The following is a 26765-nucleotide window of genomic DNA, read 5'->3' as shown; positions in this document are numbered from 1 at the left end:
AGTGGGGCCCTATGACCAAATCGTCTGTTGTGCCGGATCGGCGCGTGTTGCTGGTGGAAGACGACGCCTCGATTGCGCGCTTCATCGACATGGCATTGGAAGACCAAGGGGTGGATCTGACAGTGTGCGGCGACGTGGAAAGCGCCTTGACCGTGCTGCAAGAGCGTCCTGTGGGGCTGGTCATCACGGATCTGATGCTGCCCGGCTTGTCTGGCTACGATCTGGTGGACCGGTTGCATTCCGAACCCGCGCTACTCGCTGGCGCCAAGCTGGTCATCTTCAGCGCGGGTGTGAACCTGGACAAGCAGGCGCGGCTTGAAGGCCGTGGCATATGGCGTATCTTGCGCAAGCCGGCTTCGGTCTCCCAACTGCAGGCCTGTGTGCTGGATGCGTTTCTTGGAAATGACGTCGCCCCGGTACCCGCTGCAGATGTACCGATCGAGCCAGCCGCCTGCGGGAGCGAAAGCGAGGATGGCGACGCAATACTTGCCTATTTTGGCGGAGACGCAGGCCTGTTCCGTGCCTACCGGGCCAAGTGCCTTGTGCAGTTTGAACACGACCTGGCGGCGGGTGACGCCGCATTGCAGTCGGGCGATCTCGCGGCGCTGCAGCGCTTGTCTCACAGTTTGGCCACCGTGTTCCGCACTTTGGGCTGGGCAGAGGACGGCCGGGTGGCAAAGCAACTGGAAGCGCTTGCGGCGGCAGGCGACGCAGGGGCCTCGGCCACCGCCTGGGCACAATTGCGCACCCGGCTGCTTGGCTGAGGCGTGGCCTGACGCGCCGACTGCGGGTTTCAGACTCAAGTGCGTCCGGCGGCCCCTGTCAGATCCGACATCCCGGGCATGAACACGATGCTGCGCCCCCGGCCCTGTGCCTTGGCGTGGTACATGGCGAGGTCGGCGCAACGCATCAATGTGTCGGGCTCTTGTGCGTCCACAGGGTACATGGCGATACCCAGGCTGCAGCCTGTCTGGACTGTAATGCCGTCGACGATGCGAGGGAGTGAGAGCGCAGCAACCAGCTTGTCGGCTACCGCGACTGCGTCCGAAAGCTGTTCGACCTCCCGCAGCAAAATCACAAACTCGTCGCCGCCAATGCGTGCAACGACATCGCTGGCACGCACTTGCGCTGTCAGACGCCCAGCCACATCGACCAGCAGCTTGTCTCCAACGGCGTGCCCGAAGGTGTCATTGACTGACTTGAAGCCATCAAGGTCCAGCAACAAAAGTGCGATCCGCCTGCCTGCGCGTTCTGCATGCGCAATGGCTTGACGCAGGTACTCACCCAACAGCCAGCGATTGGTCAGACCCGTCAGCGCGTCGTGCGTTGCCTGGTGCTGCAGTTGCCGCTCTGACTGTTTGGTCTCGCTCGTATCCCGGACAAAAGCGATCGTGCCGACATGGCCTTCAGCATCCAGACGGCTCAGTGCGATGTCTATCGGTACCCACGCACCGTCCTTGCGCAGCAGGGTCAGGTTCCCCATGGTCCCCATGGGTCGGCGTTGGGGGTCGAGCGCATAGCGCTGCCTGTTTTCCACATGCAATCGGTGCAGATCGGTTGGCAGGAAGAGCTCGACGGACTTTCCAAGCAGTTCATGGCGCTGGTAGCCTGACAGCGTGCACAGCGCCTCGTTGGCAAGCACGATGGTGCCGCTGTCCGATACGAACAGGATGCCATCGGGCGCCTGAGTGACGATGAGCTCGGAAATGTTCATGGGGGAGGGATCTGGGGGGCTCGCCTGGGCGGTGCGCCGGCACCGTTCTTGCCCGGAGGCCTTCCCATGGTCGGTCAAGTGCAGGTTCCCCAGCGTGACCTGCATCAAGATGTGTTCGTGCGGGTCTCACGGCGCTGCTCAATGGAGGCGGGCGCCCATTTCCGGGTGCAGTGGGCAAGTTGATCGAATGATTGCCGCACACCGGAGGTGCGCCGTTGGTTGCTCACTTCATGGCGATGGGCCTTGCCCCAAGGCGGCGCTTTCAGTCCTGCCTTTGCTCGGCTGGTGCAACGGAAGCGCCCTCGATGCCATGCCTGGCCAGCGCCTGCGCGACAAAGCCGCTGGCTTTCACCTCCTCGACAAAGGCCCCCAGGAATCGGACCGCGGCCGCATCCCGGGAGCGCGGCAGGCCCATGGCCTGCTGGATCACCATGAAGCGCCCGGGCAGCAGGCGCAAGCCGGCGATGCGCTGTGCATCGGCCTGCAGCTGCTGCTTCACGCCGGCCGCGACATCCAGGTGCTGTTCCACGAAGGTGTCCACCACCGTGGGCGAGGTGGGGGCGCGCACGATCTGCGCATGCCGGATTTCCCGTGTGAGGTACAGGTCGTAGGCGCTGCCCTTGCCGACCGTGATGGTCTGGCCAGGGCGGTCCACGTCCTCGTTGTTGTGCAGCGGCGAGGCATCGCGCACCAGGTAGGCGCCTTCGATCAGCACGTAGGGCGCGGTGAAGGCGATGCCAGCACCCCGCACCGGGTCGATCGCGAAGAAGCCGATGTCGGCCCTTTCCTCGGTGACCACGTCCACCGACTTGCCCGCCGCGTCGACGACGACGAGCTCGAGCCCGATGCCCAGCCGGTGGACGAAGGCCTGGGCCAGGTCCACCGAGACGCCCGCGGCCTGGCCGTCGCCGTCGCGGCGCGCGAGGATGGGGTTGCCCAGGTTGATGGAGGCGCGCAGCACGCCGGTGGGCGCAAGGGCCTGAAGGAGGTCGGGGGATGCGGAGGTGTTCATGCCGTGGGTGCTGGGGGCTTGCCGCGCGGGGCGGAGGGGGCCTGCAGGAGGTCGCTGATCTGCGCCAGGTTGCGCAGCGTGCTGGAAAGGTGTTCGCGCATCGCCAGCGATGCCTCTTCGTTGCGCTCGTGCTCCAGCAGTTGCAGGATGTGCAGGTGCTGCTCGCAGTGCTGCTGGTAGCGGCTGCGGTCTTTCATCGAGCGGTACGAGAGCAGGCGGCGCACGCGGTTGACGCGGCGGATGGTGTCGATGAAGAAGGCATTGCCCGAGGCCTCGATCAGCGACTCATGGAAGCGCACGCCCCGGTCGTGCAACTGGTCGGCCGTGTCGGTGGCGATGCCGCCCTGCAGCAAATGCATTTCGGCGGCGCGGCAGCGCGCAAGCACCTGGGCGTCGAGCTGGTAGCCCGGCTCCAGCAAGGCCGCCGGCTCCAGCGCCAGGCGCAGCCGGTAGGACTGCAGCAGGCTGTCGGGCGTGGTCAGCATGGAGGTGAACTCCCAGCCGTAGCCCGGTTTGCGCTCGGCCCAGCCCTCCTGGGCGATGCGGCCCAGCACGGCGGTGAACTGGCCCAGCGTGAGCTGGTAGCGCGCGCGCAGGGCCGTTTCGGTGATGCTGTCCGGCAACAGGCCGCGCAGCCGGTCCTCGGCGATGCGAAAGTAGGCTGTGCCCACGGCGTCGGTCTCGGACACACCGATCTCCTCCAGTGTCTCGCTGGACAGGTCCGTGGGCAGGGCCGCCAGGAAGTAGCCGCGGTTGCGCTCGCGCGACAGCACGCCCTTGTCCGCCAGCAGTTGCAGTGCGTCGTTGATGGGCGAGCGCGACACGCGCAGGCGGTCGGCCAGCCCCTGGGCCTTGAGGTGCGTGCCCAGCGCCCACTGCTCGGACTGGGCGAGCGCGATGATCTGGGCCGGAATGGTGGATTCGGTCTTCATGGGGACCGATTTTCCACGCCCGGCGCCCGCGGACCTACGCTGCGACCGGTGTTTTCGCATGAGCGGCCATCGTCTGGCGCAGGATCAGCGGGATCACGCCGCCGTTGCGCAGCAGTTCCACTTCGAGCTGGGTCTCCACCCCCGCGGTGGTCACCAGGGTCTCGCGCGTGCCGTTGGCGCGCAAGATCTCCACGGGTACCTGGCAGCGCGGGTCAAGTCCCTGGGCCGGGGCGTCCACCACGATGCGGTCACCCGGCTGCAGGGCCAGGGTGTCGGGGCCGACACCCCGGGCAAAGCGCAGCGGCAGGATGCCCATGCCCACCAGGTTGGAGCGGTGGATGCGCTCGAAGCCCATGGCCAGCACCGCGCGGATGCCCAGGAGCCGCTGGCCCTTGGCGGCCCAGTCGCGCGATGAGCCCGTGCCATAGCGTTCGCCGGCCACCAGCACCACGGCGTGGCCTTCCTCGCGGTAGCGCGCTGCGGCCTCCCAGATCGGCAGCACCTGCCCGCTTGGGGCGTGCAGGGTGTGGGCCACGGGCGCGCCGGGGGCCAGCCGGTTCACCAGCGTCTTGCTGTGGAAGGCCGCGCGCAGCATCACTTCCCAGTTGCCGCGCCGCGAGGCGAAGACGTTGAGGTCGTTGCGGTCATCGCCGCGCGCCACCAGGAAGTCGGCCACCAGGCTGTCGGGCGGAATGGCGCTGGCGGGGGAGATGTGGTCGGTGGTGATGTCGTTGCCGACAACCAGCAGCGGGTAGGCCGTGTAGCGGCCCAGCTGGCTGCCTTGGTCGAGAGAGGCGAACGGCGGGCGCCGCAGGGCCGTGGACGCCGGGTCCCAGGGAAAGCGCGGCGTGGCCGGCGCGTCCAGCTGGTGCCACAGCGGCGACTGGCTGGCGATGCGGAAGTCGCGTGCGAAGTCGGGTGCCTGCACTGCCTGCGCGGTGATGCGGGCGACCTCCCCGTGGCTGGGCCAGAGGTCGCGGAGGAACACCTGGCGCCCGTCGGCCAGGGTCTGGATCGGTTCTTCGCGCAGGTTGCGCTCGGCATCGCCGGCCAGCGCGAAGGCGATGACCAGCGGGGGCGACATGAGGAAGCCCAGGTCCAGGTCGGGGTGCACGCGCCCGGGGAAGTTGCGGTTGCCCGAGATCGCCGCCACCGGGCGGATGCGGCCCTGCGCCAGCTCGCTGCGGATGATCTCGGGCAGGGGGCCGGGGTTGCCGATGCAGGTGGTGCAGCCATGGCCGACGATGTCGAAACCCACGGCCGACAGGTCGTCCAGCAGGCCGGCGCGCTTCAGGTACGAGGCGGCGGCCGGAGAGCCGGGCCCGAGCGAGGTCTTGACCCAGTGGGGCACCTGCATGCCCAGCGCGCGCGCCTTGCGCGCCACCAGGCCGGCGGCGATCAGCAGGGCCGGGTCCGAGGTGTTGGTGCAACTGGTGATCGCGGCGATGGCGATGGCATGGCGCGGCAGTCCCGCACCCGGCCCGGCGTCCGCCCGCGGCGTGAAGCCGATGGCGCGCAGAACCCGCGCCGCATCGCCGTGGTCGAGCAGGTCCTGCGGCCTTTGCGGGCCGGCGATGTGCATGCCCACCGTGGTCAGGTCGACCTCGATGCGGCGTGTGAAGGTGGGCTCGGCCTCGGGGTCGAACCACAGCCCGGCAAAGCGCAGGCAGGCCTCGACCAGCCGCACCTGCGCCGCGCTGCGGCCCGTGCCAAGCAGGTAGGCGGTGGTCTGGCCGTCCACCGGGAAGAAGCCGGTCGTGGCGCCGTATTCGGGTGCCATGTTGGCCACCACGCTGCGCTGGCCTGCAGTCAGCGTGGACACGCCCGGGCCGTAGAACTCGACGAACTCGCCCGACACGCCGATTGCGCGCAAGCGCTGTGTCACGGTCAGTGCCAGGTCCGTCGCCAGCACGCCGGGCGCCAGGGCGCCGGTGAGCTTGACGCCGATGACGTCGGGTATGCGCAGCATGGTGGGCATGCCGAACATCACGGTCTGCGCCTCCAGCCCGCCCACGCCCCAGCCCAGCACGCCGATGCCGTTGACCATGGGCGTGTGGCTGTCGGTGCCGATCATCATGTCGGGCAGGGCCCAGCGCACGCCGCCCCGGACCTCGGTGGTGACCACCGTCGCCAGTTGCTCCAGGTTGATGGTGTGCATGATGCCCGTGCCCGGGGGGTGGATGCGCACCCCATCGAGCACCGCGGCTGCCCAGCGCAGGAAGCGGTAGCGCTCGCCGTTCCTGCGGATTTCGTGCTCCAGGTTGCGCGCCAGGGCATCGCGCCGGGCATGGATCTCGACGGCCAGCGAGTGGTCCACCGAGACATCGACCGGCAGCCCGGGGTTCAGCACTGCGGGGTCGACACCGGCCTCTGCCAGCGCGTCGCGCATGCCCGCGATGTCCACCAGCGCCGGGGTGCTGGTCGTGTCATGCATCAGCACGCGGCCCGGCTGGAAGGCAATTTCAGCCGTGCTGGTACCGGTGTCCAGCCAGGCGAGCAGGGCATCGACGGCGGCGTCCCTCTCCGCCCCCTGCATGTTGCGCACGGCGTTCTCCAGCAGCAGGCGCAGTACCACCGGCAGGCGCGCCAGGCGCGGACCGAACAGGGCCGGCAGATCCACGGCGTGCAGCACCTCTCCGTCGACCTCGAATTGCCCGGAAGGGCAGGCATTGGTGTTTTCCATAGGTTCTATTTTTGCATATTACAACCGTAAAATGCAATTAAGCGCAAACCCGAAGTGCCCGAAGCGCACTTGAAGGAGCGCCGGCCCGCACACCCCTCACCTATAGATGGAGAACAGACCATGCACCGCACGCACCCACATGGACCCGAAGGACGGCGATCGCCGCTGCGCTGCTTGCCTGCGCAGCGCCGGGCCTCGCCCACGCGCAGCAAGGGGCGGCGCCCTACCCGGCAAAGGCCATCACGATCATCGTGCCCTTCGCCGCGGGCGGTAATACGGACGTCAAGACACGCCTGGTGGCGCAGCAGCTCTCGGCCATCCTGGGCCAGCCGGTGGTCGTGGACAACAAGCCGGGGGCCAGCGGCAACATCGGCACGGAAATGCTGGCCCGCGCCGCGCCGGACGGTTACACCATCGGCATGGGCAGCTTCGGCCCCCTGGCGGTGAATCCCTGGATCTATCCCAAGCTGAACTTCGCGCCCGAGAGCCTGGTTCCGATCATCCTGCTGGAGAAGAGCCCGCTGGTGCTCTCGACCCCCGCCAGCAAGCCGTACAAGACGGTCGCCGACATCGTCACGGCAGCGAAGAAGGCCCCGGGTTCGCTGAACATTGCCAACGCGGGGCCCGGGGGCGCACACCATCTTTCGGCGGAGCTGTTCGAAAGCACCGCAGGCATCGACATGGTGGGCATTCCGTTCAAGGGCGGCGGCCCTGCCGCCACCGCACTGCTGGCCGGGCAGGTGGACCTGATGTTCGAGCAGACGGGCGCAGCGCTGCAGTCCATCAAGGCCGGCAAGATCCGGCCCATCGCCGTCACCTCGGCCAAGCGCCTGTCGACCCTGCCGGACACGCCCAGCTTCGCGGAGCTCGGCTACCCGCAGGTGACCGTGTCCAACTGGATGGGCTACGTCGCGCCCAAGGGAACCCCGCCGGCTATCGTGGCCCGGCTGCATGAAGCCTTCGCCAAGGCGATCGAACGGCCCGAGGTCAGGGACATCATCCAGTCGCAGAACAACGAGTTCGGTGGCGGAACCCGCGAGGACTTCGCCCGCTTCATCGCCAGCGAGAGCGAGCGCTGGTCCAAGCTGATCAAGGAGCGCAACATCTCCATCGAGTGAGCGCGCTCCACAAAGCTCAGCCGATGGTCATCAGGCTCGCATTGCCGCCCGCTGCGGCCGTGTTCACGCTCAGGGCACGCTCGATGACCAGCCGCTCCAGCGGTACCACGGTGCTGCCCGGGGGCAGCGCCGTGGCGGCGACGATGGGGCCAGGTCGGCGCGCGAGCTGTTCGCACACGCTGCGCAAGGCTTCAGGGCTGCCATGGTGCAGCACCGCAGCCAGTTCGATGCTGCTATCCCCCAGGGCGTTCCCCGTGGTCACGATGCGTGCCTGCACCTCGGCGGGCAGGGTGGTGCGCAGGGCGGTGTGGGCATCGCTCCACACGGCCTTGCCGCCGCTGGCCAGCACGGCGGCCAGTTGGGTCAGTACGTCATCCTCGGCAGAGGCGATGCACAGCACCGTGGCGCGGGGCAGCAGGCTGTAGACATTGCGCTCGCCCGTGGGGCCGGGCAGGGTGCGCGCCGTGCCGCTCTGGCTTTCGCCGGCAAAGCGGCGGCAGGTGGCGGCCAGCGTGGCCTGGTTGCCCATCTGCGCCCAGCGTTCCAGCGCACGCAGCGGCATCAGCAGCTGGTCGCGTGCAGCCAGGTCGGGCGGGGCGGCGCGGTCGGCGGCGGCTAAGGTCCGTGCCAGCGCGTCGGCCGGGCGCTCGGCCAGCAGGCGCAGCAGGTACAGGGGGCCGCCGGCCTTGGGCCCGGTTCCCGACAGGCCTTCGCCCCCAAAGGGCTGCACGCCCACCACGGCGCCCACCATGTTGCGGTTGACGTAGACGTTGCCGGCGTGCGCGCGGTCCACCACGCGGGCGATGGTTTCGTCGATGCGGGTGTGCACGCCCTGGGTCAGGCCGTAGCCGGTTGCGTTGATCTGGTCGAGCAGCTGGTCCAGGTCCTGGCGGGCATAGCGCACCAGGTGCAGCACGGGGCCGAAGACCTCGCGCTGCAGCTCGCTGATGCTGTTCAGCTCGATCAGCGTGGGCGGCACGAAGGTGCCCTGCGCAGCCTCGGCAGCATCGCTGCGGCAGTGCTGGAATACACGGTGGCCACGGCCCTTGAAGGCCTCGATGTGCCTGTGGATGCCGCCTTGGGCTTCCGCGTCGATCACCGGGCCCACGTCCACCGCGAGGGCACCGGGGTTGCCCATGCGCAGCTCGCCCATGGCGCCCTGGAGCATCTCGACCACGCGGTCAGCGGCATCCTCCTGCACGCACAGCACGCGCAGGGCCGAGCAGCGTTGGCCCGCACTGTCGAAGGCCGACGAGACCGCATCGGTGACCACCTGTTCCACCAGGGCCGAGGAATCCACGATCATGGCGTTCTGCCCGCCCGTCTCGGCGATCAGCGGGATGGGGCGGCCAGCGGCATCGAGCCGGCCCGCAATGGTCTTTTGCAGGATGCGCGCCACCTCGGTGGAGCCGGTGAACATGGCACCCATCACCCGGGCATCGCCGATCAGGCGCGCGCCCACGGTCTCGCCCTGGCCGGGCAGCAGCTGCACCGCGCCGCGCGGTACGCCGGCCTGCCACAGCAGGCGCACGGCTTCGGCGGCGACGAGCGGCGTCTGCTCGGCCGGCTTGGCCAGCACCGTGTTGCCGGCGGCCAGCGCCGCGGCCACCTGGCCCATGAAGATGGCCAGCGGAAAGTTCCAGGGGCTGATGCAGGCCACGGGGCCCAGCGGGAGGTGCGTGGCGTTGTCGAAGGTGGTGGCGACCTGGGCCGCGTAGTAGCGCAGGAAGTCCACGGCCTCGCGCACCTCGGCGATGGCGTTGCTGGCGCTCTTGCCGGCCTCGCGCATCAACAGGCCCATCAGCGGCTGCAGGCGCTCTTCGAGCAGGTCGGCCGTGCGCTGCAGGGCGGCAGCGCGCTCGGCGGGGGCGGTGGCGGCCCAGGCGGGTGCCGCCTGCTGTGCGTGCTTCAGTGCCTGGTCCACGTCGTCGGCCGTGGCCTCCTGCACCTGGCCGACCACGTCGCGCAGGTCGGCAGGGTTGCGTACCGGGGTGGTGGGGCCGGCGGGGGCATCGGTGGCCAGGAGCGGGCCGGCCTTCCAATCGTGCAGCGCACTGGCCTGCAGGGTGGCGCCCAGTTGCGCCAGCGTGGCGTCGCTGGCGATGTCGAGACCTTGCGAGTTGGCGCGGCCATGGCCGTACAGCGCCCCTGGCAGCGGGATGCGCGGGTGGGGCAGGCCGGCGGTGCCTTCGCGGGCGGCGGTTTCGTCCACCACCTGAACGGGGCTGCGCACCAGCTCGGCCAGGGCGATGGTCTCGTCGGCGATGCGGTTCACGAAGGAGGTGTTGGCGCCGTTCTCCAGCAGGCGGCGCACCAGGTAGGCCAGCAGCGTCTCGTGCGTGCCCACCGGGGCGTAGATGCGGCAGGGCCGGCCCAGCTTGCCGGCGGTGACGGCGCCCACTACCTGCTCATACAGCGGCTCGCCCATGCCGTGCAGGCACTGGAACTCGTACTGGCCCGCGTAGTAGTTGCTGCCCGCCAGCTGGTAGATGGTGGCCAGGGTCTCGGCGTTGTGCGTGGCGAACTGGGGGTACACGGCCTCGGGCGCGGCCAGCAGCTTGCGCGCGCAGGCCACGTAGGAAATGTCGGTGTGCACCTTGCGCGTGTAGACCGGGTAGTCGGCGAGGCCGTCGATCTGGGCGCGCTTGATCTCGCTGTCCCAGTAGGCGCCCTTGACCAGGCGCACCATGAGGCGGCGGCGCGTGCGCCGGGCCAGGTCGATCACGAAGTCGATGACGTAGGGGCAGCGCTTCTGGTAGGCCTGGATCACGAAGCCGATGCCGTTCCAGCCTGCCAGACTCTCGGCGTGGCACAGGCGCTCCAGCAGGTCGAGCGAGATCTCCAGCCGGTCGGCCTCCTCGGCGTCGATGTTGATGCCGATGTCATAGCTCCTGGCCAGCTCGGTCAGGCGCAGCACCAGGGGGTAGAGCTCGTCCATCACGCGGCCGAATTGCGCGCGGCTGTAGCGCGGGTGCAGGGCCGACAGCTTGATCGAGATGCCCGGGCCCTCGTAGATGCCGCGCCCGGCCGATGCCTTGCCGATGGCGTGGATGGCCTGCTCGTAGGAGGCGTAGTAGCGCTCGGCATCGGCGCTGGTCAGCGCGGCCTCGCCCAGCATGTCGTAGGAATAGCGAAAGCCCTCGGCCTCCATGCGGCGCGCGTTGGCCAGGGCCTCGGCAATGGTTTCGCCGGTCACGAACTGCTCGCCCATCATGCGCATGGCCATGTCCACGCCCTTGCGGATCAGCGGCTCGCCACCCCGGCCGATGAGCCGGCCCAGCGATGCACCCAGGCTGCCCTCGCTGTGTGTGGCCACCAGCTTGCCGGTGATGAGCAGGCCCCAGGTGGCGGCGTTGACGAACAGCGAGGGGCTCTTGCCCAGGTGCGGCTCCCACTGGCCGTTGCTGATCTTGTCGCGGATCAGCGCGTCGCGCGTGGCCGCATCGGGGATGCGCAGCAGCGCCTCGGCCAGGCACATCAGGGCCACGCCCTCCTGGGACGACAGCGAAAACTCCTGCAGCAGGCCCTGCACGATGCCGGCGCGGCCGCTGGCGGCCTTGCGCTGGCGCAGCGCGCCCGCGATGCGCAGTGCCAGCTGCTGCGCGGCCGCGGCCACCTCCTGCGGCACGCGGGCCTGCTCCAGCAGCGGTGCCAGGGCCTCGGGTTCCGGGCGGCGGCAGGCCGCGGTGATGGCGGCGCGCAGCGGGCTGGCCAGCGGGGTGCGCGGGGCGAAGTCGGCGAAGGCGGTGGGGTGGGTCATGGCGGCGTCTTGGTGAGAGAAGTTCGGGGCAAACGGCTGTCTGCCCCGCTGAAACGGATCATGTCTGGACTTGCGATGAATAAATGTTCGAAAATTGGCCATTCGAACGAATGAATCACTAGAGTCAATGACCAATGAAGCCGATCTGGACCGTATCGACCGCAGAATTTTGTCGATCCTGCAGGAAGACGGGCGCATTGCCAACCTCAAGCTGGCCGAAGCCGTGGCCCTGTCGCCCACGGCGGTGCTGGCGCGCGTGCAGCGGCTCACGCGCGACGGCTTCATCCTGGGCTACGAGGCGCGGCTGAACCCGCTCAAGCTGGGGGCCGGCATGCTGGTTTTCGTCGAGGTGCTGCTCGACCGCACCACGCCGAATGTGTTCGACCAGTTCAAGGCCGCCGTGCAGGTGCACCCCGAGATCATGGAGTGCCACATGGTGGCGGGGGGGTTCGACTACCTGCTCAAGACCCGCTCGGCCGACATGAACGCCTACCGCGTGTTTGCTGGCGACGTGCTGTGGCAGCTGCCGGGCGTGCGCGAAACGCGCACCTATGCGGTGATGGAAGAGGTCAAGCACACCAACCACCTCGTGCTGCGGTAGGCACGCGCGCAACGCCTGCATTGGCGAGCGCCCTGCAAGCCCGCATAATGGGTGCAATACCCGAAAGTCGCAGGAGGAGTTCTCATGTCCGCATTCAAATACGCTGCAGCTGCCCTGGTGGCCGCCTGCTTTGGCCAGACCGCCTCCGCTGCCTGCTACGTGGTCTACAGCCCGGCCAAGGAAATCATCTACCGCTCGCCCGAGCCGCCGGTGGACATGTCCTACCAGATCCACGAAGTGCTGCCCCGCGTGGCGCCCGGCAGCACGCTGGTGTTCACGCTGGACAACCATGGCTGCGACCTGCGCATCAACGAGTTGCCCCGCTTTGCACCAGCCCGCATGACCGGTCCCGGTGGCCGCCGCGCACCGCGCGCCGACCGCGGCTGATTGCGCCCTCTCTTCCTGCCGGCCGCAAGGGGCGGCGGGACGGTTCGCCGCCTCTGAGACAATCAGGGGATGAGCGAACCCAAAGAATTGTCCCCCTCGTATGAACCCGCCCAGCAGGAAGCGGGAGAACTGCCGGAAGGCTGGCTGTCCGTGCAATCCCTGGACCTCGAAGCCCAGGGCGTGGCCCGCAGGCCCAATGGCAAGGTGGTGTTCATCGACGGCGCGCTGCCGTTCGAATACGTCACCGCCAACACCCACCGCAAGAAGAACAACTGGGAGCAGGCCAGCCTGACGGCGATCCACCGCGAATCGTCGCAGCGCGTGCGCCCGGGCTGCCAGCACTTCGGCCTGCATGCCGGGGCCTGTGGCGGCTGCAAGATGCAGCACCTGCACGTGGGCGGGCAGGTGGCGGTCAAGCAGCGCGTGCTCGAAGACAACCTGTGGCACCTGGGCAAGGTGCGTGCCGAGATGGTGCTGCGCCCCATCGAGGGCCCGGCCTGGGGCTACCGCTACCGCGCGCGCCTGTCGGTGCGCCACGTCATCAAGAAGGGCACGGTGCTGGTGGGTTTCCACGAGCGCAAGAGCCGCTATGTGGCCGACATGCAGACCTGCCCGGTGCTGCCCCCGCATGTGGACGCGATGCTGATGCCCATGCGCGCGTTGATCGCCTCCATGGACGCGCGCGACACCTGCCCGCAGATCGAGCTGGCCTGCGGCGACAGCGTGACCGCGCTGGTGCTGCGCCACCTGGAGCCGCTGAGCGCGGACGACCTGGCCCGGCTGCGCGACTTCGCAGCCGCCCACCAGGTGCAATGGTGGCTGCAGCCCAAGGGTCCCGAGACCGTGAAGCTCATGGAGGAGGGCGGCGAGCAGTTGTCCTATGCGCTGCCGGACTTCGGCATCACCATGCCCTTCAAGCCCACCGACTTCACGCAGGTGAACCCGCACATCAACCGCGTGCTGGTGACGCGCGCGCTGCGCCTGCTGGACGTGCAAAAGCACGAGCGCGTGATCGACTGGTTCTGTGGCCTGGGCAACTTCACGCTGCCCCTGGCCACCCAGGGCCGTGAGGTGCTGGGCATCGAGGGCAGCGAGACGCTGGTGGCGCGCTCGCGCGAGAACTACCGGCTCAACCAGGGCCTGGTGGCCGAAGGCGGCAAGGCCCTGGCGCCCACCGATTTCGTGGCGCGCAACCTGTTCGAGATGACGCCCGAGATGCTGATCGCCGACGGCTCGGCCGAGAAATGGCTGGTGGACCCGCCGCGCGAGGGCGCGTTCGCGTTGGCCAAGGCGCTGGCGGACATCGAGCAGGCCCGCATTGGTGCCGAAGGGGCTGCGCCGCTGCCGGCCGGGGCTGAGAACTGGATCGCGCCCAAGCGCATCGTCTACGTGAGCTGCAACCCCGCCACGCTGGCGCGCGACGCCGGCCTGCTGGTGCACCTGGGCGGTTACCGCTGCACGGCGGCCGGTATGGTCAACATGTTCCCGCACACGGCGCACGTGGAGAGCATGGCGGTGTTCGAGCGGGATTGAGGCCGGGGAACATCACCCGCCGCGAAGCGCAAAGGGGCCCGAGGGCCCCTTTGTCGTCTTGGTCGGTTCAATGCTCGGCGGGCGCAGAGGCCTTCGCTGCCGCACGCTTGGGCGCTGGCTCGGGCGGCTTGGTGACCACCGCAGGCGTGCCTTCGATCTTGTTGTCGCGCATGTACTGGTCCATCTCCTTCCATCCATCGAAGACCGCCGCCTTGGGGGCCTTGGGATTGAGGGTGTAGCAGTCTTCCACGCCGCGCAGTGCGTGGCGGCAGGCCCCGCCAATGGCCCGGGCCTCGGTATCCTTCTGCTGGGCTTCGTTCAGTCCCAGGCTGGCAGTGATCTTGTCGCACCCGGCCAGTGCCAGCAGGGCGGCAGAGACGGCCAGGAGGCGCAGAACGGAAAGGGCGGTGGGAAAGTCGTCGGTAGGGCGCATGTACTTCCATTATCGGCAGCACGCCGCCGGGGTTGAGGCTTGCCCGTTGCCCGTGGTCAACAAAAAGGCTCCCGAAGGAGCCTTTTTGAGGGGGAGCAGCGCGAAAGAAGCTCAGTCCTTCTCGCCGCCCATGATGCCCAGCAGGGCCAACAGGCTCTGGAACACGTTGAAGATGTCCAGGTACAGGGCCAGGGTGGCGCTGATGTAGTTGGTCTCGCCGCCGTCCAGGATCTGCTTGAGGTCATACAGCATGTAGGCGCTGAAGATGCCGATGGCAGCCACCGAGATGGCCATCATGCCGGCCGAGGAGCCGACGAAGACGTTGATGATGGCGCCGACCATGAGCACCAGGGCGCCCACCATGAGCCATTTGCCCATGCCCGAGAGGTCGCGCTTGATCACGCTGGCCAGGGTGGCCATGACCAGGAACACGCCTGCGGTACCGGCAAATGCGGTCATCACCAGGTCGGTGCCGTTCTTGAAGCCCAGCACCATGCCGATCATGCGCGAGAGCATCAGGCCCATGAAGAAGGTGAAGGCCAGCAGCACGGGCACACCGGCGGCAGAGCGCTTGGTCTTTTCGATTGCGTACATGAAGGCGAACGCGCCGCCCAGGAACACGATCAGGCCCACGCCGCCGCGCAGCGACTGCGTGATGCCCGTGGCGACGCCGATCCAGGCGCCCAGCACGGTGGGGATCATGCTCAGTGCGAGCAGCCAATAGGTATTGCGCAGCACCTTGTGGCGCTCTTCCTGCGAAATGCCATAGCCCGCCGAATGGTTCAGGGTGGTGACTTGGTCATTCATCTGTATCTCTCCTTGTGCCTGCACGGTACAGGTTTGGACAAATTCTAGGTGGAGGCGTTCCCCCCAATGGCAATACCCGCACCGGCCAACGGGCTTGCCATGGACGGCGCAGAGGGCGGTGGCGTGAGGGATTGCGCTGTCCCCGGTCACTATTCTTTCGCCCCAGGCACAGTTGGTGGCCCCGCCGGGAGCCGCTATGCTTGCCGGTTTCCATCCCTGGGGGCGCGTTGGCGCCTCCTCCAACCCGCACCGCACCCATGAAGACCAAGCACGAACTCGAACTGGCCGACGTCAAGGCCATTGCCGCCGCCGCCGAAGCCGAAGCCCTGAAGAACCACTGGGCCGTGACCATCGCCATCGTGGACGATGGCGGCCACCTGCTGTGGCTGCAGCGCCTGGACGGTGCCGCCGCCGTGTCCTCGCACATCGCTCCGTCCAAGGCCCGCACGGCCGCACTGGGCCGCCGCGACAGCAAGGTCTATGAGGACATCGTGAACGGTGGGCGCACCGCCTTCCTGAGCGCCCCCACCATCGACGGCCTGCTCGAAGGCGGCGTGGCCATCCTCAAGGACGGCCAGTGCCTGGGCGCCGTGGGCGTGAGCGGCGTGAAGTCCACCGAAGACGCGCAGGTCGCGCGCGCCGGCATCGCCGCCATCGGCCTGTGAGCCGCGGCATGTCTTTTGGCATGCACCACCCATGAAAAAAACCGGCCTTGGCCGGTTTTTTCGTTGGGGGATGCCAAGTGTCAGGCGGTTGCGTCTGCCATGGGGTGGGGCAGGGCGTTGCCGTTGCTGCTGGGCGCTGCACAGGGGCTGGGCATGGGGGCCTGGATGGGCGCTGCGGGCCGGCGCACGGGGTTGCGCAGGGCGACCAGGCCCTTTTGCTCCAGGTCGATGCGCGGTGCGCTGGGCTGGCCCTTGAAGTCCAGCCACTGGTGGTTCTCGTAGTCGTAGAGCTTGCAGGTGCGCATGGTGCGCAGCAGGGTGCGCACCGAGGCCTTCTCGATCACCAGCTTGTGGCCCACCAGCTCGTTCATGCGCTTTTGCGCGGCCAGCAGGTGGTAGGACGGGATGCCGGCATGCGCGTGGTGCGCCGCGTGGTTGTAGACGTTGTTGACTACCTTGGAGATCCAGTCGGGCAGCACCCAGACCACCGAGCAGACCTCGGGGCTGTGGCGGTTGCTGCGCAGGTCGTCGCTCTTGAACCAGGGGATGTTGGGGTGGGTGTGCATGATGTACAGCGAGGTGCTGCTCAGGAACATCAGCGTGAACAGCGGCAGCACCCAGCCCAGCAGCACGGCCTGCAGGGCCGTGACGGGGGCGAAGGCGGGCGACCACAGCAGGAAGGCCACGTAGCTGCCGTGGTAGGCCAGCAGCAGGGCGGAGTACTTGCGCGACTCGGGCACCTGGTCCTTGGGCGTGCGCACGTTGGGGTAGATGCGGGTCGGGAACCAGTGGATCGCGAAGTACAGCCACAGGCCGATGCCCAGGGGCGCGCGGTAGATGTGCTCCAGCACCTTCCGGTACCAGGGCAGCGCGTCGTAGCCGGCCTTGGAGTAGGGCGTGTAGTAGTCGAAGTGGTCGCCGTTGGTGTAAGGGTGGTGCACCTTGTTGTGGTCGTGCGACCACATGCGGTAGTTGTGCGTGGCGGGCACGCCGGCCACGAGCGCCAGCACCCAGTTCAGGCGCTTGGAACGGGCCAGGGTGCCGTGGGCGGCATCGTGCGCCAGGGTATAGAACGAGGACAGGCGCACGCCCGCCATCAGTGCAGCCACGACCTTGATCCACGTCGGCCCGGCCAGCAGCACGGTGGCGATGAAGGCCCAGTACAGCACGTGGTCGCGCAGCACCAGGGTCACGCCCTTGCGGTCGCTGGGATTGGCAAAAGCCGACAGTTCCTGCAGCAACTGGGCTTTGGAAATCTCGGGCCGGGCGGTGGTGGGCTGGGTCATGGGCGGGCAGTGCACAGGGTGGCGGATGGCCCCTTCGCGTGACGCCGCAGGCGTGTGGCTGGCTGCCAGATGGAGTTTGGCTGGCGGTGCCCGCAAAAGGGAGAAACGTCAAGAAGTGTTTCACACCCGACCCGTGTCCCGTTGCGGAACAGCAGGGTGAAAACCGCCCATTTCGGGCGTTTGCCTTGGCTGCGCGCTGGCGGCCATGCACCAAGGAAAACGGCCGCGTCGGGGGCCTTTGGGTGGGGAGAGCGCCGGGGTGGCGGTCGGCTCTGGCCCGAGGAGGCTGGCGTGGAAAAAAAGGCCTGGCTACGCGGGTCAATCAAGCCCGTTGGCTGGCAAAAACGACCCTTGCGGACTGGAAGCCCGGGAGTCGCCCCACGATGAAACCTGTTGAATGGAGAGATGTCCTTACTTGGTGAGGATCAGCTTGCCGAGCTTGGTGGCCTGCAGGCGGTACACCGAGCCGTTGTGGCTGATGGCCACGGCCTTCTGGCCCTGCAGCAGATCATTGCTGTCCACGGCGACCGTTGCGTCCACCGAGGTGGCGCTGCGCAATGCGGCGGCCTGCTGCGGCTGCAGGGTGTCTGCAGGGGCGGGGCGCAGGAGCGTGGCGGCAGTCAGGGTGGCTTGCATGAAGGAGTTCCTGGTACGTTGATTTGTACGGTTCGCTAATGATAGTGATTCGCAATTACTGGTCAAGTGATTTCTTCACGAACCGGCAAGAATCTTTGGCGAAAGTGGGGGATCACGGTGCGGACACCGCAGGCACCAAGCAAAACAGGCCCGAAGGCCTGTCGTTGCATGGCGGCCGCCCGCGCCTTGCGGCGCGGCAGGCGCATCACTGCGGGTCGGTCACGAAGCCGATCTTGCGCACGCCGGCGCGCTGGGCGCTGGCCATGGCCTGGGCCACGCGTTCGTAGCGCACTTCCTTGTCGCCGCGGATGTGCAGGTCCGGCTGGGGCTGCTTGGCCGCTTCGGCCTGCAGGCGCGGGAAGAGCTCCTCGTCCGTCACCTGGGACTCGTTCCAGTAGTACTTGCCGTCGGCCGCCACCGAGAGGCGCACGGTTTCAGGCTTGACGTCCTCGGGCTGGTTGGTGGCGCGGGGCAGGTCCACGTTCACCGAGTGCTTCATGACGGGGACGGTGATGATGAAGATGATGAGCAGCACCAGCATGACGTCCACCAGTGGCGTCATGTTGATCTCGTTCATCACGTCATCGGCTTCGTCTTGCGTTCCGAAGGCCATGGCTTAGCTGCCTTTCTTGAGCGGCAGCACCTTGGCCTGTTCGCCGCCGGCAGACACGCGGGCGCCGGTGACGAAGTAGGCGTGCAGGTCGTGGGCAAAGCTGTTGAGGCCGCCCAGGATGGACTTGTTGCCGCGCACCAGGGCGTTGTAGCCGAGCACGGCGGGGATGGCCACGGCCAGGCCCAGGGCGGTCATGATCAGCGCTTCGCCGATGGGGCCGGCCACCTTGTCGATGGTCGACTGGCCCGAGGTGCCGATGGCCAGCAGCGCGTGGTAGATGCCCCAGACGGTACCGAACAGGCCGATGAAGGGGGCGGTGGAGCCGACCGAGGCCAGGATGGCCAGGCCCGACTGCAGGCGCGAGGTGAACTCGTCGATGCAGTTGCGCAGGCAGCGCGTGACCCAGTCGCTCACGTCCAGGCTGTCGTGCAGGTGCGCCTTGGTGTTGCGGTGGTGGGCCGTGGCTTCGCGGCCTTCCAGGGCCAGATGGCGGAAGGGGTTGGTGTTGTCGCTGCCCAGCTTGGACAGGCCGGCGGCAAAGTCCTCGCTGTGCCAGAAGTCCTGGGCGGCACGGGTGTGCTTCTTGAACTTCACGATGTCCAGGGCCTTGATGATGATGACGATCCACGAGGCCAGGGACATGGCCAGCAGGATGACGGCCACTGCGCGGGTGACAAAGTCACCCTGGATCCATACGTTGGCGATGCCGAATTGCGATTCCATGAGAACTCCTGATGATTATTCGAGAACAAAATTGACGGGTACCAGGTTCCACATGGTCTCTGGCACGCCATTGCGCTTTCCGGGCGTGAAACGCCAGCGCATGACGGCTTCCTGGGCCTGGCGGTCCAGGCGCTCGAAGCCGCTGGACTTGTTGATTTCCACCTTCTGTGGCGAGCCGTCGGTGCCGATGAGCACGCGCAGGATCACCTTGCCCTGCTCGCCCATGCGCTTGCTGATGGCGGGGTAGCTGGGCTTGGGGTTGTTCAGGTAGGCGGCATCACTCGATGGCAGTTCGATCTTGGGCGGGGCCGGGGGGGCGGGTGGGGCCGGTGGCGGCGCTTCCACGGCCACAGGGGCGGCGATGGGCGGCGCGGGGGGCTGGGGCGTGGTCACCCCCGTGGGGGCATTGGGGGCCGGCGTGGGATCGGCAATGGCCACGGGCATGGGGGCCGGGCGCGGTGCCTTCACCTGGGGGGCGGGCCGCGGTGGCGGTGGTGCCGGCGGCTTGGGCGGCGGTGGCTCGATCTTGGGCGCGGGCGGCGCAATGAACTCGCTGAGCAGCTCTGCCGGCACGATGACTTCCGCCGCGCGGCGCAGCAGGCCCGACTGCAGTGCCCAGATCCCCGCCACATGCAACAGCACGACGGAGCCTACGATCACGGTATTGCGACTGACGCCCGCGGGAGGGGCAAAACGATCAGGGTGAGACATAAGTGTGATGGCAGCTGCCGCCGCTTGCACGGCAAGCGGCACAGGCCTGTGAGACCTTGATTATTTGCGGAAGATCCACCAGGCCGAGCCTGCGACGAGGATCAGGCTGCCGGCGAGTGTAGAGAGGAGTTCCATGCCTTGCTTTCCATGATGGAGCTGGCAAGCTGGATCGTCTGGGGCGCTGCCTCGTTGTGCAGGGCGGCGACCGGGCTCGATGCACTGCACTGGGCCACCACGTCGCGGGCGCAGCTTTCGCAGCACCCGCATTGGGTGGCCACGCCCAGTTCGAACTGGATCTCATCAAAGCTCATGCCTGCACGGGCGTGGCGGGCGATCTCGCGGTCAGAAATCCGGCGGCAAACACAGACGATCATGGCGGCAGGCAGTGGTGGCTGGCTGGTAGAAGATGGGTGATTATAAATGCGAATTTTTCGCATTTGCAACAAACCATTCCTGGCGAGAGGGGAAAACCCGATTGCCGGCCTTGAACAGGTTCTAAAAATCGCCTTCCAGCAAGGCGGGCGAGGCATCTGCCAGCGTGGCGCAGCCGGTGAGCGCCATGGCGATTTCCAGCTCATCGCGCAGCAGGCGCAGCACATGGGCCACGCCGGCGGCACCCGCATTGGCCAGGCCCCAGACCACGGGGCGGCCGACCAGCACGGCGGATGCCCCGAGCGCCATCGCCTTGAGCACATCGGTGCCGCGGCGGATGCCGCCATCCACCAGCACGGGCAGGCGGCCCTCCACCGCCTGCACGATGCGCGGCAGTGCGCTGGCCGTGGCGGGGGCGGTATCGAGCGTGCGGCCGCCGTGGTTGGACACCACCAGGCCCGCCACCTGCAGGCCCGCGGCCTGGCGGGCGTCGGCCGGGTGCAGTACGCCCTTGAGCAGCACCGGCAGGCGGGTGATGGACTGCAGCCAGACCACATCGTCCCAGGTAGGGGCCTGGTGCAGCAGGGCATCGAACAGGGCGCTCTGGCCGGGCTGCAGCGCCACGCGCGGGGGCGGGGGTAGCTGCGCCAGGTTCACGGCGGCGATGCCGGGGGGCAGCCGAAAGCCCGCGCGGCGCTCGCGGTCGCGGGCGCCGCTCGACGGGGCGTCCACCGTCAGCACCAGGGCCTCGTAGCCTGCGGCCTCGGCGCGCTGCACCAGTTCCTGGGTAAAGCCCCGGTCGTGCTGCAGGTACAGCTGGAACCACAGGGGGCCGCGCCCGGCGTCGTTCAGCACCGCCTGGGCAATGGTTTCCAGCGGCAGCGTGGCCTGGGTGCTCAGTACCAGGCCGGCGCCCAGCGCGGCGGCCGCATAGGCGGTGGCCAGCTCGCCATCGCCATGGGCCAGGCGCTGGAAGGCCACGGGGGCCAGCAGCACGGGGTGGGCCAGCGTGCGGCCCAGCAGCTGCACACGGGTGTGGCCGCCCGCCAGGGGGCGCAGCACGCGCGGCCACAGGCGCAGGGCATCCCAGGCGCTGCGGTTGCTCCGGAGGGTGATCTCATCGGCGGCGCCACCCGCAAAATAGGCCCACGCGTTGTCGTCCAGGTGCTGCCTGGCTTGCTGCTCGTGATCCGCCAGGCTCACGAGGCCCGGGGGCAGCTGTTGGTGTGTTGGAACGTGGGTCATGGAAAGGCCGGTGCAGCTGGCGTCAGGTCAGCAGGCGCCTGCTGCCGGGCTTGGCGCAGGGGGTGAGGAATGTCCTGCATGTCGGGGCCTGCTGTTGGCAGGAGGGCTCACACATCGGCCCACATGCGCAGCAGATTGTGATACGTGCCCGACAGCGCGATCACCGAGGGGTCTGTTTCGCCCACGCGCTGCCTCAGTTGCAGCAGAGCCATGTCCATGTCGAACAGCACTTGCCGCTGCTCCAGACTGCGCACCATGCTTTCCACCCAGAAGAAACTGCTGATGCGATGGCCGCGGGTGACGGGCGAGACCTGGTGCACGGTGCTGCTGGGGTACAGGACCATGTCGCCAGCCGGCAGTTTGATGCGTTTTTCGCCCCAGGCTTCGGTGGCCACGAGTTCGCCACCTTCGTATTCTTCGGGCGGGGTCAGGAACAGCGTGCACGAGAGGTCGCTGCGCACCCAGCAGTTGTCGGCCTTGGAGTGCATGACGGCACTGTCCACATGGTCGCCATAGAAGTTGGCGCCGTCTCCGTAGTTGTTGAACAGGGGGTTGTAGATGCGCCGAGGCAGGGCGGCTGAAAAGAACAAGGCATTGCGGGCGAGCGCCGCTTTGACCAAGCCCTGTAACTGGCCCGACAGCTCGCTGCCCTGCGAAAGCTGCAGGTTGTTCTTCTGGTGCACGGCCTGGCTGCCCGCACTGCGCGCGCCGTCCATCCAGGGGGTTTCGGGCGCCCGGAGTCTTTGCCGGAAGAGCGTGATTTCTTCGGCGGTCAGAACATTCTTGAGGTGCAGGAACATGGTGGCCGATTGTGACTCCGCCCCGGTCAGGGGGGAGTCATTTCGTCACGGCATCAGAAGCGCGTCTTCAGCGTCAACTGCACGGAGCGGGGCACGCCCGGCGTGTAGAAGCCGCGGTACAGGCCGTCCGCATAGGTGCGGTCGAACAGGTTGCTGACGTTCAGCTTCAATGCGGTCTTGTCGTTGAAGGCGTATTCGGCCATGGCATCCACCACGGCAAAGCCACTGGCGTACACGGTGCGCGCACCGTCGGGATTCTGCTTGCCGCGGTAGGTCAGGCCTGCACCCAGGCGCAGCTTGGCGGTGAGGGCAAAGGTCGTCCACACGCTGCCGCTGTGCTTGGGCGTGAGGCCGGGGCGGTCGCCCTGCACCTGCGCACCGCTGCCGTTGGCAGCCAGCACCACATTGCTGCGATCGATCTTGGCCGACGGAATCCAGGTGTGGTTGGCGAACAGCTCCCACTTGGGCGTCAGGCGGCCTGCCAGGTTGAACTCCATGCCGGTGGCGTGGCGCTCGCCGGACAGCAGTTCCTGCTGGGCTGCGGTGTCGGGGTCGGTGTTGCGCTCGTTGTACTTCTGGCTGTAGAACGCGGCCACACCCAGCAGTGCGCGGCGCTCGAACAGCTCGAACTTGCTGCCGATCTCGAAATTGCGGCTCTTCTCCGGTGGCGTGTTGGCCGTGCGGGCCGTGGTGTTGCCGGGGTTGCCGAACTGGTAGGTGTCGCCCGAGGTGTTGTACGAAGTGCCGAACGACGCATAGTACGAGGCCAGCTCGTTGGGCTGGAACAGCAGGCCCACGCGGGGGCTGTACAGGCTGTCGGAGCGGGAGTTGCTCAGTGCGCCAGTCGCGTTGTTGTAGGACGCCTTAAAGTTGTCAAAGCGCAGGCCGGCCACCAGCTTGAGCGTGTCGTTGATCGAAACCGTGTCCTGGAAGTACAGGCCCAGGTTGCGCGAGGCGAACGTGTTCCACTGCAGCGGTGCACGGCCATCGGCCACCCCGGCGCCATCATTGGGGGAACCCACGGTCGTGTTCGGGCGCGTCGTGGTGTTGGCGTAGTTCTGGTTGCGCTTGGCGTCGTCGTCGTAGTAGTCCACACCGGCCAGTACCGCGTGCTTGCGGCCACCCCAGTTGAAGGTGTTGTTGTAGTCGCTTTGCACCTGCAGCACTTCGCTTTCGCCCAGGCGGCCCTTGGAGCCGCGGGTCAGCACGGTGTTGCCGTTGATCTGGTCCAGGGTGATGGCGCCGTTCTGGAAACCGATGGTGCTGGCCAGCAGATCGCGCTCGTACTTGCCATAGCGCAGGCGCGTGGTCAGCTCGCCGTTGTCGTCAAAACGGTGGATGTGTCCCAGCGTGACGTACTGCGAAGAGGTGTTGTTGTGGTCGCTGGCCAGGCCATAGTAGTTGCGTGCATCCAGGGGCGTGTTGATCTTGCCGTCGACCACGCGCCAGGGGTGGTTGTACAGCGGGCGGCCCTTGGATTCGAAGTAGTACAGCCCGACCGAAAACTCGTCGCGCGTACCGATGCCCCAGGCGAACGTCGGCGCAATGCCGCGCTTGTCCTGCTTGGCGCCGTAGTTGTCGTACTCCTGCACCATGGCGTTCAAGCGGAAGGCCGCGTTTTCGCCGGTCTTGAAGTTGAAGTCTCCCGTGGCGCGGTGGTATTGGCCGGTGCCGAAGGTGTAGGCGGCTTCATGCTGGTCGATCAGCAACGGATACTTGTTCACCTGGTTGACCACGCCACCGGTCGAGCCCTTGCCGAACAGCATGGAGGCAGAGCCCTTGAGCACTTCGATGCGGTCGTTGTTGAACGTGTCACGCTCGATCAGTGGGGCATCCTTCATGCCGTCCACATAGATGTCGCCGGCCTGGCCCAGCGAGAAGCCGCGCAGGCGCACGTCTTCCTCGCCTGTTTCGCCGGACAGGAAGGTCACACCCGCCGTGGTGCGCAGCACCTCGCGGAAATCGTCCTGGTTGCGGTCGTTCATGAGCTTTTCGGTGAACACCGTCACGGACTGGGGGATGTCCTTGATGTCCTGGTTGCCCTTGCCGACCGTGGTCTTCTTGAGCAGCAGGGTGTCCTTGCCTTGCACTTCGGCAGCTTCCTTGACCGTCACCGTGCCCATGGTGGCTTCGGGCGTGGCGGTCTGGGCCCAGCTGCTCACCGATGCAGCCAGCATGAGGGCGCCCAGGGGCAGCAGGCCCTTGTCGGACGTGAAGGGGGTGGCGGTGGCGATGGGCGCGGCGGCGCGGGCAGCAGGCTGCGCGCGGCGGTGGTGTTTCTTGGCCAAGGGGGCTTCTCCAGCGGAACGGTGGGGACGCGAGGGGGCTCGCGACGGAAAGTGTTCTGAAGCAGTGGCTGGCAAGCGGCGTGCGCAGGCGGTGAACGCCTGGGGTGTGCAGTGGCTGGCAACGGCAGATCGCGTGCGTGGCTGTGCTTCGGGGGCGCCGGAATCTTAATCGTGTTGCGTATTATTCATATTTAACTTGTTACCTTTTTGCAACAGCTTTACCTGGGCTTTACGGCGCAAGGCGCAAAAAAGCCGGCGCAGGGCCGGCTTTTCAGGGAGCCCAGGGCGTTGCCCCGGGCGCTGGTGTGCTGCTTACTTGACGTGCTTGCCGATCAGGCCAGCCAGTTCAAACATCGACACCTGGGGCTTGCCAAACAGCTCCTTGAGCTTGGCGTCTGCGTTGATGTTGCGCTTGTTCGCAGCATCCTGCAGGTTGTTGGCCTTGATGTAGACCCACAGCTTGCTGATGATCTCCGTGCGTGGCAGCGGTGCCGAGCCGACCACAGCCGCGAGAGCGGGGCTGGGGGTGAGGGCCTTCATGAACGCAGCGTTGGGCGTGCGCTTCTTGGCAGGAGCCGCCGCCTTGGTGGCGGGCGTCTTGGCTGCGGGTGCTGTTTTTGCCGGAGCCTTTTTTGCAGTTGCCATGTTGGATTTTCCTTGTTGGAAGTAGATTGTCTGACCAGTGAGAGCTAGCCTCTCTGCTGGCAGGCCGATGCTACTGGGAAAAAAACGCGTTTCCAAGGGAGAAAACGCTTTTTTTGCCTCGATTTGTTGCTTGCTTGCCCCAGGGAAGGTAAAGCTCACCGTTTTGGTGCTTTCCCTGGGGGAGAAAGTGGGCTGCCGAGGTTATGCGGGTGCGTGGCAGTCGGGCCTGCCGGGGCGGCCGCCGTGCAGGACAATGAATGGCGGTGATTGCCTGTGCAGCACCGGCTTCCTCCTTTTTCTCTTCGCACGAAAGGTTTTTGCTCCATGACAGCCCCATCCTCCCCGGCCTTCAGCACCTGTGATTTCTGCGATGCACACAAGGGCGACGACAGCGGTGCCTTCCGCGTGCTGCCGCCCGTGTTCCAGGACCTGGGGGGCGTGCCGGCCTTCAGCGGGCCGGTGAGCACCGTCAAGTGCTTCGAGGACAACACCCTGGTCAAGGCCGCGGTCGATTCGCCCGGCAACGGCCGGGTGCTAGTGGTCGACGGCGGCGGCTCGCTGCGCAAGGCGCTGGTCGGGGGCAACCTGGCCGCTGCCGCCGCACGCAACGGCTGGGCCGGCGTGGTGGTGGATGGCTGCGTGCGCGACATCGCCGAACTGCGTGCAGCGGCCGTGGGCATCCGCGCCCTGGCCCTGATGCCCCTGCCCACCGAGAAGCGCAACGAGGGCCAGCGCGACGTGGCCGTGCAGATCCAGGGCGTCTGGGTGCGCCCCGGTGACTGGCTCTACGCCGATGCCGATGGCATCGTGGTCAGTGCAGGGCCGCTGTCAGCCTGACTTTCTTCCCACCCGCCAGGCCAGGCGCGAGGGCAGGGTGGCCAGCAGCACGCTGGCCAGCGCGATGGCAAAGGCCATGAGCTGCAGGCCGCTGAGCGATTCGCCGAGCACCAGCACGCCCACCAGGGCCGCGCTCACGGGCAGCAGCACGGTGAACACGCCGCCCTGGGCTGCGGGCACCACGCGCAGGCCGGTCATCCACAGCCACACGGTCCAGATGCTGGCGGCCAGGGCGTAGAACACCAGCAGCACCCAGGTGCCCCAGCCCACCGCCGCGAAGTCGAAGTGCCACGCGGCATACAGGCCCAGCGGAGCCGACAGCGTGAAGCCCCACAGGTTGATGATGGAGGTGATGCGCTTGGGCCCCAGCGCGCCGGTGAGCTTCTTGCCGATCACGGAGTAGGCGGCCTCGCACACCACGGCGCCCAGCAGCAGCAACTGGCCCAACCATGCGAGCTGGGTCTTGCCCGAGGGCGCATCGGCACCTGCCGGGCTGGCATGGCTGGCGCTGGGGCCTGCCATGGCGAACAGGGCAATGCCGACCACGGCGCAGCCCACGGCCACCCAGGTGCGCGGCGCCACCTTCTCGCGCAGGAAGGCCCAGCTCATCACCGCCACGGCCGCCGGCATGCTGGCCATGGTGACGCCGGCGGTGACCGCGTTGGTCAGGCTCACGCCGTAGATCATGCAGGCGGTGAACAGGAAGTTGCCCAGGAAGGACTCGAGGAACAGCAGGCGCAGGGTCTGCGCCGTCATGGGTGGCTCGTCGGCGGGTTTCCTGAGCCAGTGCAGCATGGCCAGGCCGCCGATGCCAAAGCGCATCCAGGCCAGCAGGAACACCGGCAGCACGGCGGCCAGCGGCTTGGACAGGGCGACATAGCTGCCCACCAGCGACATGCTGAGGGCCAGGCAAAGGTAGGCAACGGTGCGGCTGGGGGTGGTCATCGGGCGGTGCGGGGGGGGG

25 protein-coding genes are annotated in these 26765 nt (G+C 67.4%); 7 read left to right on the top strand and 18 right to left on the bottom strand.

The features are described from left to right. Positions 1–11 precede the first annotated feature (11 nt). Entirely contained in the window at positions 12–764 is a 753-nt protein-coding gene (locus tag PMI14_RS16245) for a response regulator (RefSeq protein ID WP_007856189.1), read from the top strand. Between the two features lie 35 nt (positions 765–799). On the opposite strand, the gene PMI14_RS16240 is transcribed toward PMI14_RS16245, so the two are convergent. The 4 genes from PMI14_RS16240 to acnA all read right to left on the bottom strand — a co-directional run bounded on the left by PMI14_RS16240 (position 800) and on the right by acnA (position 6341). Further along, complete coding sequence (locus PMI14_RS16240) at positions 800–1714, bottom strand: sensor domain-containing diguanylate cyclase (protein WP_007856188.1); 915 nt, start codon at positions 1712–1714, stop codon at positions 800–802. A 262-nt stretch (positions 1715–1976) separates the two neighbouring features. Continuing rightward, positions 1977–2726, bottom strand: coding sequence for an ABC transporter substrate-binding protein (locus PMI14_RS16235; RefSeq protein ID WP_007856187.1), 750 nt, complete (start codon positions 2724–2726; stop codon positions 1977–1979). Next, on the bottom strand, positions 2723–3658 hold the full coding sequence (locus PMI14_RS16230) for a GntR family transcriptional regulator (RefSeq protein ID WP_007856180.1): 936 nt from the start codon (positions 3656–3658) through the stop codon (positions 2723–2725). The genes PMI14_RS16235 and PMI14_RS16230 overlap by 4 nt, the downstream gene beginning before the upstream one ends. A 34-nt stretch (positions 3659–3692) precedes the next feature. Further along, positions 3693–6341: an aconitate hydratase AcnA gene (gene acnA, locus PMI14_RS16225; RefSeq protein ID WP_007856179.1), complete on the bottom strand. Its 2649-nt coding sequence runs from the start codon at positions 6339–6341 to the stop codon at positions 3693–3695. A gap of 251 nt (positions 6342–6592) precedes the next feature. Between acnA and PMI14_RS16220 the strand changes: the two genes are divergently transcribed. Further along, a complete protein-coding gene (locus tag PMI14_RS16220) occupies positions 6593–7459 on the top strand; it encodes a tripartite tricarboxylate transporter substrate binding protein (RefSeq protein WP_007856178.1) in 867 nt (288 codons plus the stop codon). Positions 7460–7475: 16 nt separating this feature from the next. On the opposite strand, the gene putA is transcribed toward PMI14_RS16220, so the two are convergent. After that, positions 7476–11423: a trifunctional transcriptional regulator/proline dehydrogenase/L-glutamate gamma-semialdehyde dehydrogenase gene (gene putA / locus PMI14_RS16215; RefSeq protein WP_369751472.1), complete on the bottom strand. Its 3948-nt coding sequence runs from the start codon at positions 11421–11423 to the stop codon at positions 7476–7478. On the opposite strand from putA, the gene PMI14_RS16210 reads away from it, so the two are divergent. The 3 genes from PMI14_RS16210 to rlmD all read left to right on the top strand — a co-directional run bounded on the left by PMI14_RS16210 (position 11347) and on the right by rlmD (position 13740). Further along, the gene (locus PMI14_RS16210) at positions 11347–11820 is read left to right on the top strand and encodes an Lrp/AsnC ligand binding domain-containing protein (RefSeq protein WP_007856176.1); all 474 of its coding nucleotides are present in this window, start codon (positions 11347–11349) and stop codon (positions 11818–11820) included. The genes putA and PMI14_RS16210 overlap by 77 nt on opposite strands. Positions 11821–11904: 84 nt before the next feature. Beyond that, a complete protein-coding gene (locus PMI14_RS16205) occupies positions 11905–12207 on the top strand; it encodes a hypothetical protein (RefSeq protein ID WP_007856175.1) in 303 nt (100 codons plus the stop codon). 69 nt (positions 12208–12276) lie between these two features. Next, positions 12277–13740: a 23S rRNA (uracil(1939)-C(5))-methyltransferase RlmD gene (gene rlmD, locus PMI14_RS16200; protein ID WP_007856174.1), complete on the top strand. Its 1464-nt coding sequence runs from the start codon at positions 12277–12279 to the stop codon at positions 13738–13740. Between the two features lie 67 nt (positions 13741–13807). On the opposite strand, the gene PMI14_RS16195 is transcribed toward rlmD, so the two are convergent. Next, a complete protein-coding gene (locus PMI14_RS16195; protein WP_007856172.1) occupies positions 13808–14173 on the bottom strand; it encodes a hypothetical protein in 366 nt (121 codons plus the stop codon). A gap of 111 nt (positions 14174–14284) precedes the next feature. Next, a complete protein-coding gene (locus PMI14_RS16190) occupies positions 14285–14980 on the bottom strand; it encodes a Bax inhibitor-1/YccA family protein (protein ID WP_007856171.1) in 696 nt (231 codons plus the stop codon). A gap of 257 nt (positions 14981–15237) precedes the next feature. Between PMI14_RS16190 and PMI14_RS16185 the strand changes: the two genes are divergently transcribed. After that, positions 15238–15645: a heme-binding protein gene (locus PMI14_RS16185; RefSeq protein ID WP_007856170.1), complete on the top strand. Its 408-nt coding sequence runs from the start codon at positions 15238–15240 to the stop codon at positions 15643–15645. An 80-nt stretch (positions 15646–15725) separates the two neighbouring features. Here PMI14_RS16185 and PMI14_RS16180 read toward each other — a convergent pair whose 3' ends face one another. The 10 genes from PMI14_RS16180 to PMI14_RS16135 form a co-directional block, all read right to left on the bottom strand. Next, positions 15726–16931, bottom strand: coding sequence for a fatty acid desaturase (locus tag PMI14_RS16180; protein WP_007856169.1), 1206 nt, complete (start codon positions 16929–16931; stop codon positions 15726–15728). A 411-nt stretch (positions 16932–17342) separates the two neighbouring features. Further along, complete coding sequence (gene hemP, locus PMI14_RS16175) at positions 17343–17567, bottom strand: hemin uptake protein HemP (RefSeq protein ID WP_007856168.1); 225 nt, start codon at positions 17565–17567, stop codon at positions 17343–17345. A 205-nt stretch (positions 17568–17772) separates the two neighbouring features. Next, positions 17773–18180: a biopolymer transporter ExbD gene (locus tag PMI14_RS16170; RefSeq protein WP_007856167.1), complete on the bottom strand. Its 408-nt coding sequence runs from the start codon at positions 18178–18180 to the stop codon at positions 17773–17775. Positions 18181–18183: 3 nt separating this feature from the next. After that, positions 18184–18903: a MotA/TolQ/ExbB proton channel family protein gene (locus PMI14_RS16165; protein ID WP_007856166.1), complete on the bottom strand. Its 720-nt coding sequence runs from the start codon at positions 18901–18903 to the stop codon at positions 18184–18186. Between the two features lie 15 nt (positions 18904–18918). After that, entirely contained in the window at positions 18919–19614 is a 696-nt protein-coding gene (locus PMI14_RS16160; protein WP_007856165.1) for an energy transducer TonB, read from the bottom strand. A 101-nt stretch (positions 19615–19715) separates the two neighbouring features. Next, positions 19716–19988, bottom strand: a complete 273-nt coding sequence (locus PMI14_RS16155) for a bacterioferritin-associated ferredoxin (protein ID WP_007856164.1) — start codon at positions 19986–19988, stop codon at positions 19716–19718. A gap of 121 nt (positions 19989–20109) precedes the next feature. Continuing rightward, the gene (locus PMI14_RS16150; RefSeq protein WP_007856160.1) at positions 20110–21231 is read right to left on the bottom strand and encodes an alpha-hydroxy acid oxidase; all 1122 of its coding nucleotides are present in this window, start codon (positions 21229–21231) and stop codon (positions 20110–20112) included. 107 nt (positions 21232–21338) lie between these two features. Next, positions 21339–22031, bottom strand: coding sequence for a Fe2+-dependent dioxygenase (locus PMI14_RS16145; RefSeq protein ID WP_007856158.1), 693 nt, complete (start codon positions 22029–22031; stop codon positions 21339–21341). Positions 22032–22084: 53 nt separating this feature from the next. Next, positions 22085–24319 (bottom strand): TonB-dependent siderophore receptor, encoded by a 2235-nt coding sequence (locus PMI14_RS16140; RefSeq protein ID WP_007856156.1) that lies wholly within the window; start codon positions 24317–24319, stop codon positions 22085–22087. 312 nt (positions 24320–24631) lie between these two features. Further along, positions 24632–24964 carry an SWIB/MDM2 domain-containing protein gene (locus tag PMI14_RS16135; RefSeq protein ID WP_007856154.1) on the bottom strand — a complete coding sequence of 111 codons (333 nt, stop codon included), beginning with the start codon at positions 24962–24964 and terminating at the stop codon, positions 24632–24634. A gap of 324 nt (positions 24965–25288) precedes the next feature. Here PMI14_RS16135 and rraA point away from each other — a divergent pair, with 324 nt between their 5' ends. Beyond that, entirely contained in the window at positions 25289–25801 is a 513-nt protein-coding gene (gene rraA / locus PMI14_RS16130; RefSeq protein WP_007856153.1) for a ribonuclease E activity regulator RraA, read from the top strand. Here the strand turns inward: rraA and PMI14_RS16125 are convergent. Continuing rightward, complete coding sequence (locus tag PMI14_RS16125; RefSeq protein ID WP_081497339.1) at positions 25793–26746, bottom strand: DMT family transporter; 954 nt, start codon at positions 26744–26746, stop codon at positions 25793–25795. The two genes, rraA and PMI14_RS16125, sit on opposite strands and share 9 nt — an antisense overlap. Between the last annotated feature and the right edge of the window lie 19 nt (positions 26747–26765).

This window comes from Acidovorax sp. CF316 (assembly GCF_000276605.1).
Lineage (GTDB): Bacteria > Pseudomonadota > Gammaproteobacteria > Burkholderiales > Burkholderiaceae_C > Acidovorax.
The sequence above is the reverse complement of the archived record's forward strand: the minus strand, read 5'-3'. Positions and strand labels throughout refer to the sequence as shown.